We start from the raw sequence: 7,962 nt of genomic DNA on the forward strand, positions 1-7,962 counted from the left end.
GACCGAGACGGGCGCGTCTCCGCCGACCGCCACGCTTCCGACCTGGATCTGCCGGCTCTTCCGGCGCTCGGCGAGCTTGGTCGGAACGGACGGCATGCCGAGAGAAATCGCAGTCATCTGCTGTGCAACCCCAAGTCGTGGATCAAGGTCCGGCCCCGTGCAACGGCGGGCTCCGGGCTTCGAGATTACGGCACCGGCGCGCGCCCCAGCACATGGCACCCGGTAAACCCACTCGTTCGACTGCGGCCCGCAACCCGCGGTCCCGGGCCGCAGTCGAACGGCGGGCGGCTAGGAGATCTTCACCGGGTTGACGACGTCCGCGACCAGGACCAGGACGGTGAAGCAGACGAAGATCCCGGCCACCACGTACGCCACCGGCATCAGCTTCGCCACGTCGAACGGACCCGGGTCCGGGCGGCGCAGCACCCGTGCGACGTTCCGGCGCAGCGACTCCCACAGGGCGCCCGCGATGTGCCCGCCGTCCAGCGGGAGCAGCGGGAGCATGTTGAACAGGAACAGGGAGAGGTTGAAGCCGGCGAGGAGCATCACGAACATCGCCACCTGCTGGGAGGCGGGGATGTGCAGCGTGGCGATGTCGCCGGTGATGCGGGCCGCGCCGACGATGCCCACCGGGGAGTCCGGCTCGCGCGGGCCGTTGCCGAAGGCCGCGTTCCACAGCGCGGGGATCTTGCCGGGCAGCGCGGCGAGGGAGTCCACGGCGTCGCCGACCCGGTCGGTCATCCAGGTCACGGAGTCGCCGAAGTCCAGCTTGACCACCCCGGTGGCGGAGCTGAAGCCGAGGAAGCCGGCGTCGACGTACTTGCCCTGGACGTAGGTGCCGCTGGAGTCCTTCTTGGCCACACGGTTCTTGATGATCGTCGCGTGCAGGGTCACGTCCTGGCCCTTGCGGTCGACGACGATCGCGACGTTCTTGCCGGCGCTGTCGCGGATGTGGTCCGAGAGGGTGTTCCAGTCCTTGGTGGGCACGCCGTCGAAGGAGACGATCCGGTCCCCCGCCTTCATGCCCGCCTGCGCGGCCGGGGACTCGGGGTCGGACTTCTTGCAGCTGTCGCGGTGCTCGCTCTGCGCGATGACGCAGGGCGAGACGGAGGCGACCGTGGTGGTCTGCTGCTGGGTGCCGAAGCCCATGAGCACCGTGAAGAACAGGCCGATCGCGAGGATCAGGTTCATGAACGGGCCCGCGAACATGACGATGACGCGCTTCCACGGCTTGCGCGTGTAGAACATGCGCGTCTCGTCGCCGGGCTTGAGCTCCTCGAAGGCGGCCGAGCGGGCGTCCTCGATCATCCCGCGCCACGGGGAGGTGGAGCGGGCGGTGATCCGGCCGGCGTCGTCGGGCGGGAACATGCCGATCATGCGGATGTAGCCGCCGAGCGGGATCGCCTTGATGCCGTACTCGGTGTCGCCCTTCTTCCGCGACCACACGGTCGGGCCGAAGCCGACCATGTACTGCGGGACCCGGATGCCGAAGAGCTTGGCCGTGGACAGGTGCCCCAGCTCGTGCCACGCGATCGACACGAGCAGGCCGAACGCGAAGACCAGTATGCCGAGGATGAACATCAAGGACGTCATGCACGCGCCTCCGCGGTCGCCGTCGTGCCGGTGAGTTCCCGGGCCCGGGCGCGGGCCCAGGTCTCCGCTTCGAGGACGTCCGACACGGTCAGTGAAGTTCCCTGGGCCGGGGTGCCGTGCTCCTCGACCACCCGGGTGACGGTCTCCATGATGCCGTTGAAGGGCAGAGCGCCGCTGCGGAAGGCCTCGACGCACTCCTCGTTGGCCGCATTGAACACCGCCGGCGCCGTGCCCGCGAGCCGCCCCACGTGCCGGGCGAGGTTCACCGAGGGGAAGGCCTCGTTGTCCAGCGGGAAGAACTCCCAGGTGGAGGCCTTGCTCCAGTCGAACGCGGGCGCCGCGTCCGCAACCCGTTCGGGCCAGCCCAGACCGATGGCGATGGGCCCGCGCATGTCCGGGGGCGTCGCCTGGGCGATCGTGGATCCGTCGGTGAACTCGACCATCGAGTGAACATACGACTGCGGATGCACGACCACCTCAATGCGGTCGAAGGGAATGTCGTAGAGCAGGTGCGCCTCGATGACCTCCAGGCCCTTGTTGACGAGGGTCGCGGAGTTGATCGTGATCACCGGGCCCATCGCCCAGGTGGGGTGGGCGAGGGCGTCCTCGACGGTGACGTTCGCCAGCTCGTCCTTGGTACGGCCGCGGAAGGGGCCGCCGGAGGCGGTGACGACCAGCTTGCGCACATCGGCGCGGGTGCCGCAGGCCAGCGCCTGGAAGAGGGCGGCGTGCTCGGAGTCGACCGGGATGATCTGCCCGGGCTTGGCGAGCGCCTTGACCAGCGGGCCGCCGACGATGAGCGACTCCTTGTTGGCGAGCGCGAGGGTGCGGCCCGCCTCCAGGGCGGCGAGCGTGGGCGCGAGGCCGATGGAGCCGGTGATGCCGTTCAGCACGGTGTGGCAGGCGGAGGCGGCGAGCTGGGTGGCCGCGTCCGGTCCGGCGAGGATCTCGGGCAGCGGCTCGCCGGGGCCGTACTCGGCGGCGAGGGCCTCGCGCAGCGCGGGCACGGCGTCCTCGCGGGCGACCGCGACGGTGCGCACCCGCAGCCGGTGCGCCTGCTCGGCGAGGAGCGCGACCCGGCCGCCGTTCGCGGACAGGGCGGTGACCCGGAACCGGCCCGGGTGGCGCAGGACGAGGTCGATGGCCTGGGTGCCGATGGATCCGGTGGAGCCGAGGACCACCACGTCCTTGGGTGCGTCGCCCGCGAGGGGGTCGTAGACGAGGTGTGGGTCGGCGAGGGGTGCCGGATGGGCGAGGCTGTCGGTCATCCCTCCATTGTTGCCGCAACTGCCGGCGGCCAGGACAGTGCGTCCCTCGCGCGGGTGCGTTGGTGTCTTTCATCGCCGGATGGGGTGGTTTTCCCCTTGTGAGGCAGGTGTGAGGAGCCCGAAATCACCGGATAGGGGGGAGTGAAGTGGAAATCGCCGTGCCGGACGCCGGCGGCTGGCATGCTTCCCGTTGCGATCAGCCCGACAGGGCCGCGCAAGGGGGAGGAGTCACCTTGAACCGCATGCGTACCACCGCCGCCGTCCTGACCACGGCGGGCCTGCTCACCGCCGCTCAACTCGGCCTGGCCACGGCCGCGTCCGCCGCGACCGGGACGCCGAGGAGCACCGGCTGCCCGATCGACCTGGTCTACCCGAGCCGCTTCTACGTCGACTCGCACGGCTGGGTGACCAACGGCGGCCTGTACTTCGGCATCAGGAACAGGAGCGCGACCAAGAGCTTCACGAAGGTCACGTTCACCGTCACCGACGTCAGGAACATCCGCTTCGGCACGGCGAAGCCCACGGGCGGCAGGGTCACCCACCGGACGTCGAAGACGGTGTCCGTGTACACGGGGACCCTCAAGAAGAAGGCCGGTCTCGGCTTCCGGGTGCACACGCACCTGCTCAACACCCGCTCGTACAAGGTGAAGTTCACTCTGAAGGGCAGGGGCTGGACCTGCGCCGGGAACCAGGGCACCTGGGGTAACTGACCCAGGCGCCCTGTCCCTGAGCGGGAGCCGCTACGCGCCGAAGGGGCGGCGGGCGTTCTCCCTCGTGGCCGGTCCAGGGGTCGCGTCGGCGATCCACGGGCCGTCCCCGGACGGGTCGACGATCCCGTCCTCCAGCCAGGTGTAGGCCCCGCCCAGGACGCCCTTGACCACGCTGCGGTCGAGGTCGTCGGTGTTGGTCCACAGCCGGCCGAAGAGTTCCTCGACGCGGATGCGGGCCTGGCGGCAGAAGGCGTCGGCGAGCTGGTAGGCCTCGCGGCCGTGCTCGCCCCGGGTGCGCAGCCGCTCGGCCCGGACGCAGGCCGCGCTCATCGCGAACAGCTCCGCGCCGATGTCCACGATCCGGCCGAGGAAGCCCTGCTTGGTCTCCATCCGGCCCTGCCAGCGGGACATGGCGTAGAAGGTGGAGCGGGCCAGCTTGCGGGCGGCGCGCTCGACGTAGCGCAGATGGCCGGAGAGGTCGATCCCGTGCTTGAACTCGCCGTACGAAGTCGGCAGTTGGCCGGGGCCGGCGACCAGCCTCGGCAGCCACCTGGCGTAGAAGACGCTCGCATTGGCGCCCGCCTTCGCCTTGTCGGACAGGGACTTGTCGGGGTCGATGAGGTCACCGGCGACCGACAGGTGGGCGTCCACCGCCTCGCGGGCGATGAGCAGGTGCATGATCTCCGTGGAGCCCTCGAAGATGCGGTTGATGCGCAGGTCGCGCAGGAGCTGCTCGGCCGGGACGCCTCGCTCGCCGCGCGCCGTCAGGGACTCGGCCGTCTCGTAGCCGCGGCCGCCGCGGATCTGGACCAGTTCGTCGGCCATCTTCCAGGCCATCTCGGAGCCGTAGAGCTTGGCGAGCGCCGCCTCGATGCGGATGTCGTTGCGGTCCTCGTCGGCCATCTGGGAGGACAGGTCGAGCACCGCTTCCAGGGCGAACGTCGTGGCCGCGATGAAGCTGATCTTGGAGCCGACGGCCTCGTGCAGCGCGACGGGCTTGCCCCACTGCTCCCGCTCCGCCGACCATTCGCGGGCGATCTTCAGGCACCACTTGCCCGCGCCGGCGCACATCGCCGGCAGCGACAGCCGGCCGGTGTTGAGGGTGGTGAGCGCGATCTTCAGGCCCGCGCCCTCGGGGCCGATCCGGTTGGCGGCGGGCACCCGGACCCGGTGGAAGCGGGTGACGCCGTTCTCGATGCCGCGCAGGCCCATGAAGGCGTTGCGGTTCTCGACGGTGATGCCCTCCGAGGTCGCCTCCACGACGAACGCGGTGATGCCGCCCTTGTGCCCCTCGGACTTCGGCACGCGCGCCATGACGACGAGCAGGTCGGCGACCACCCCGTTGGTGGTCCACAGCTTCACCCCGTCGAGGACGTAGTCGTCCCCGTCGGGCACGGCCGTGGTGGCGAGCCGGGCCGGGTCGGAGCCGACGTCCGGTTCGGTGAGCAGGAAGGCGGAGATGTCGGTGCGCGCGCAGCGGGGCAGGAAGGCGTCCTTCTGCTCCTGGGTGCCGAACAGCTTCAGCGGCTGCGGTACGCCGATCGACTGGTGCGCGGAGAGCAGGGCGCCCACGGCGGGGCTCACGGAGCCGACCAGGGCGAGCGCCTTGTTGTAGTACAGCTGGGTGAGGCCGAGGCCGCCGTACTTGGGGTCGATCTTCATGCCGAGCGCGCCGAGCTCCTTCAGGCCGGCGACGACCTCGTCGGGGATGCGCGCCTCCCGCTCGATGCGGGCCGCGTCGATCGTGGTCTCGCAGAAGGCGCGCAGCTTGTCGAGGAACTCCTCGCCGCGCTGGACGGACTCCTCCTCCGGGAGCGGGTGCGGGTGGATGAGGTCGAGCCGGAAGCGCCCGAGGAACAGCTCCTTCGCGAAGCTGGGCTTGCGCCAGTCCTGTTCCCGGGCGGCCTCCGCCACCTGTCGGGCCTCGCGCTCGGTGACGGTGGTGCGTGGGGTGCTGGGGGCGGACATGAGGCTCACCTCGCCGCGTTCAGGGATGATTGCGAACCGTTCGTTACCGACCAGTGCTACTGGATCGTTGGTACCCGAAACGGGCCGCCCCCACCACCCCTCGCGCACATGAGTGGGCCGGACGGGTGCCGGAACGGCGACAACCGGAAGATCGGCGGCGACGCGGTGAGCGGTGCCGGCCGTCCGCGCCCGGCCGCCCGGGGACGGAGCCGGCCGCAGCCCCCGCACAGTGGGCTGCGGCCGTTCCGGCTGACCTGTCCGTGGCAGGTCAGAGCGCGAGACCGGTGAGAACCAGCACGCGCTCGTAGGTGTAGTCCTCCATCGCGAACCGGACGCCCTCGCGGCCCACGCCGGACTGCTTGGCGCCGCCGTACGGCATCTGGTCGGCGCGGTAGGACGGGACGTCGCCGATCACGACACCGCCGACCTCGAGGGCGCGGTGGGCGCGGAAGGCGGCCTGCAGGTCGCGGGTGAACACGCCCGCCTGGAGGCCGTACTTGGACGCGTTGACCGAGGCGAACGCCTCGGCTTCGCCGTCCACCTTCTGCACGGTGAGGACGGGTCCGAAGACCTCCTCGCAGGAGAGGGTGACGTCGGCCGGTACGTCGGTGAGGACGGTCGGCGCGTAGGAGGCGCCGTCGCGGTCGCCGCCGGTGAGCAGCGTGGCGCCGGCCTCGACGGCCTCCTTCACCCAGGACTCGACGCGCTTGGCGGCGTCCTCGCTGACCAGCGGCCCGACGTCGGTCCTGGGGTCGCTCGGGTCGCCGGTGACCTGGGCCTCGACGGCGGCCACGATGCGCGGCAGCAGACGGTCGTACACCGAGGCGTCGGCGATGACGCGCTGCACCGAGATGCAGGACTGGCCGCCCTGGTAGTTGGAGAAGGTCGCGATGCGGCTCGCGGCCCAGTCCAGGTCCTCGTCGCTCGCGTAGTCGGCGAGGACGACGGCCGCGCCGTTGCCGCCCAGCTCCAGGGTGCAGTGCTTGCGCGGCACCGAGTCCATGATCGCGTAGCCGACCTTGTCGGAACCGGTGAAGGAGATGACCGGCAGGCGCTCGTCCTGGACCAGGGCGGGCATCTTGTCGTTCGGGACCGGGAGGATGCTCCACGACCCGGCCGGCAGGTCGGTCTCGGCGAGCAGGTCGCCGATGATCAGGCCGGACAGCGGGGTGGCCGGGGCCGGCTTGAGAATGATCGGGGCGCCCGCCGCGATGGCCGGGGCGACCTTGTGGGCGCACAGGTTCAGCGGGAAGTTGAACGGCGCGATGCCGAGCACGACGCCCTTCGGGAAGCGGCGGGTGAGCGCGAGGCGGCCCTGGCCGCCGGCGTCGGTGTCGAGCCGCTGGGCCTCGCCGCCGTTGAACCGGCGGGCCTCCTCGGCGGCGAACCGGAACACGGAGACGGCACGGCCGACCTCGCCCCGGGCCCACTTGAGGGGCTTGCCGTTCTCGGCGGAGATCAGCTGGGCGAGCTCCTCGGCGCGCTCCGCCAGCCGCTTGCTGACGTGGTCCAGGGCGGCGGCGCGCACGTGCGCCGGGGTGGCGGCGAACTCGTCCCGCACGGCGTACGCGGCGGCCACGGCCTCCTCGACCTGGGCGTCGGTCGGCACGCTGACCCTGCCGACGAGCCGGCCGTCCCACGGGGAGGTGACGTCGAAGGTGTCCTCGCCGGTGACCTGGCGGCCGGCGAGCCAGAAGGCGTGGGTGGAAGTCATGTGAGTCCCGGCCCTTCCGCGTTTGGGGTGTGGTGTCCTTGGCTTGCGTGGTCCACGGTAGGGCGGGGGTGGCCGGCGGTCGCTTGTCCGAGTAGGAGCAGTGGGCGCGGCGGGCACTACTGTTTGGACTACTCGCCGGAGGTCGCCTTCAGGGCGAGCCACAGCTCCATGCGGACGTCGGGGTCGTCGAGGGACCGGCCCAGGATCTCCTCGACCCGGCGCATCCGGTACCGGAGCGTGTGCCGGTGCACTCCGAGGTCCGCGGCCGCCGCGTCCCACTGCCCGTGCCGGGAGAGCCAGGCCCTGAGCGAGGCCACTAGGTCGCCCCGGCCGGTGGCGTCGTGCTCGTGCAGCGCGCGCAGCAGCCCGTCGGCGAACGCCTTCACCGCGTCGTCGGCCAGCAGCGGCAGCACGGATCCGGCGGCCAGCTGCTCGTGCTCGACCAGCACCCGGCCTCGCCGCCGCGCCACCGACAGCGCCTGTTCGGCCTGCTTGTAGGCCGCCGCCGCGGCGATCGGGCCGGCCGGCGCGGACAGGCCGACGACCAGGTCGTCCTCGTCCGCGCTCGCGCGTTCGGGCACCGCCCGGGACGCCTCCGCGTCCGCCGTGTACGCCACGCAGGCCGCCACGGCTGCGCCCCCGTCGGCGGCGAGCATCACCAGACGCTCCCCCTCCGGCACCACCAGCACGGCCTCCCCGGAGCGCGCGG

The 7,962-nt window shown here is 71.4% G+C and carries 6 protein-coding genes and 1 pseudogene; 1 reads left to right on the forward strand and 6 read right to left on the reverse strand.

Features of this window, described 5'->3' with window-relative positions; translation table 11 throughout:
- The 3 genes and pseudogenes from ACLU3S_RS34325 to dxr all read right to left on the reverse strand — a co-directional run.
- Nucleotides 1-117 (reverse strand): annotated as a pseudogene (locus ACLU3S_RS34325) (4-hydroxy-3-methylbut-2-en-1-yl diphosphate synthase); the annotation flags it as partial.
- A gap of 171 nt (nucleotides 118-288) precedes the next feature.
- Complete coding sequence (locus ACLU3S_RS34330; protein WP_413955887.1) at nucleotides 289-1,593, reverse strand: M50 family metallopeptidase; 1,305 nt, start codon at nucleotides 1,591-1,593, stop codon at nucleotides 289-291.
- Complete coding sequence (dxr, locus tag ACLU3S_RS34335; RefSeq protein WP_413955888.1) at nucleotides 1,590-2,861, reverse strand: 1-deoxy-D-xylulose-5-phosphate reductoisomerase; 1,272 nt, start codon at nucleotides 2,859-2,861, stop codon at nucleotides 1,590-1,592. The genes ACLU3S_RS34330 and dxr overlap by 4 nt, the downstream gene beginning before the upstream one ends.
- 242 nt (nucleotides 2,862-3,103) lie before the next feature.
- On the opposite strand from dxr, the gene ACLU3S_RS34340 reads away from it, so the two are divergent.
- On the forward strand, nucleotides 3,104-3,571 hold the full coding sequence (locus ACLU3S_RS34340; protein ID WP_413955889.1) for a hypothetical protein: 468 nt from the start codon (nucleotides 3,104-3,106) through the stop codon (nucleotides 3,569-3,571).
- A 30-nt stretch (nucleotides 3,572-3,601) separates the two neighbouring features.
- Here the strand turns inward: ACLU3S_RS34340 and ACLU3S_RS34345 are convergent, their stop codons facing one another.
- The 3 genes from ACLU3S_RS34345 to ACLU3S_RS34355 all read right to left on the reverse strand — a co-directional run.
- Complete coding sequence (locus tag ACLU3S_RS34345; protein WP_413955890.1) at nucleotides 3,602-5,539, reverse strand: acyl-CoA dehydrogenase family protein; 1,938 nt, start codon at nucleotides 5,537-5,539, stop codon at nucleotides 3,602-3,604.
- A gap of 268 nt (nucleotides 5,540-5,807) precedes the next feature.
- A complete protein-coding gene (locus ACLU3S_RS34350; protein ID WP_413955891.1) occupies nucleotides 5,808-7,253 on the reverse strand; it encodes an aldehyde dehydrogenase family protein in 1,446 nt (481 codons plus the stop codon).
- Nucleotides 7,254-7,381: 128 nt separating this feature from the next.
- The coding region (locus tag ACLU3S_RS34355; RefSeq protein ID WP_413955892.1) for a PucR family transcriptional regulator at nucleotides 7,382-7,962 on the reverse strand (581 nt) is incomplete at its 5' end.

The sequence above is a fragment of the Streptomyces sp. AF1A genome, from assembly GCF_047340315.1.
GTDB lineage: Bacteria > Actinomycetota > Actinomycetes > Streptomycetales > Streptomycetaceae > Streptomyces.

Coding starts and splice junctions, on each gene's coding strand:
- ACLU3S_RS34330 (WP_413955887.1), bottom strand. CDS start 1,593: ATGACGTCCTTGATGTTCATCCTCGGCATACTGGTCTTCGCGTTCGGC.
- ACLU3S_RS34340 (WP_413955889.1), top strand. CDS start 3,104: ATGCGTACCACCGCCGCCGTCCTGACCACGGCGGGCCTGCTCACCGCC.
- dxr (WP_413955888.1), bottom strand. CDS start 2,861: ATGACCGACAGCCTCGCCCATCCGGCACCCCTCGCCGACCCACACCTC.
- ACLU3S_RS34345 (WP_413955890.1), bottom strand. CDS start 5,539: ATGTCCGCCCCCAGCACCCCACGCACCACCGTCACCGAGCGCGAGGCC.
- ACLU3S_RS34350 (WP_413955891.1), bottom strand. CDS start 7,253: ATGACTTCCACCCACGCCTTCTGGCTCGCCGGCCGCCAGGTCACCGGC.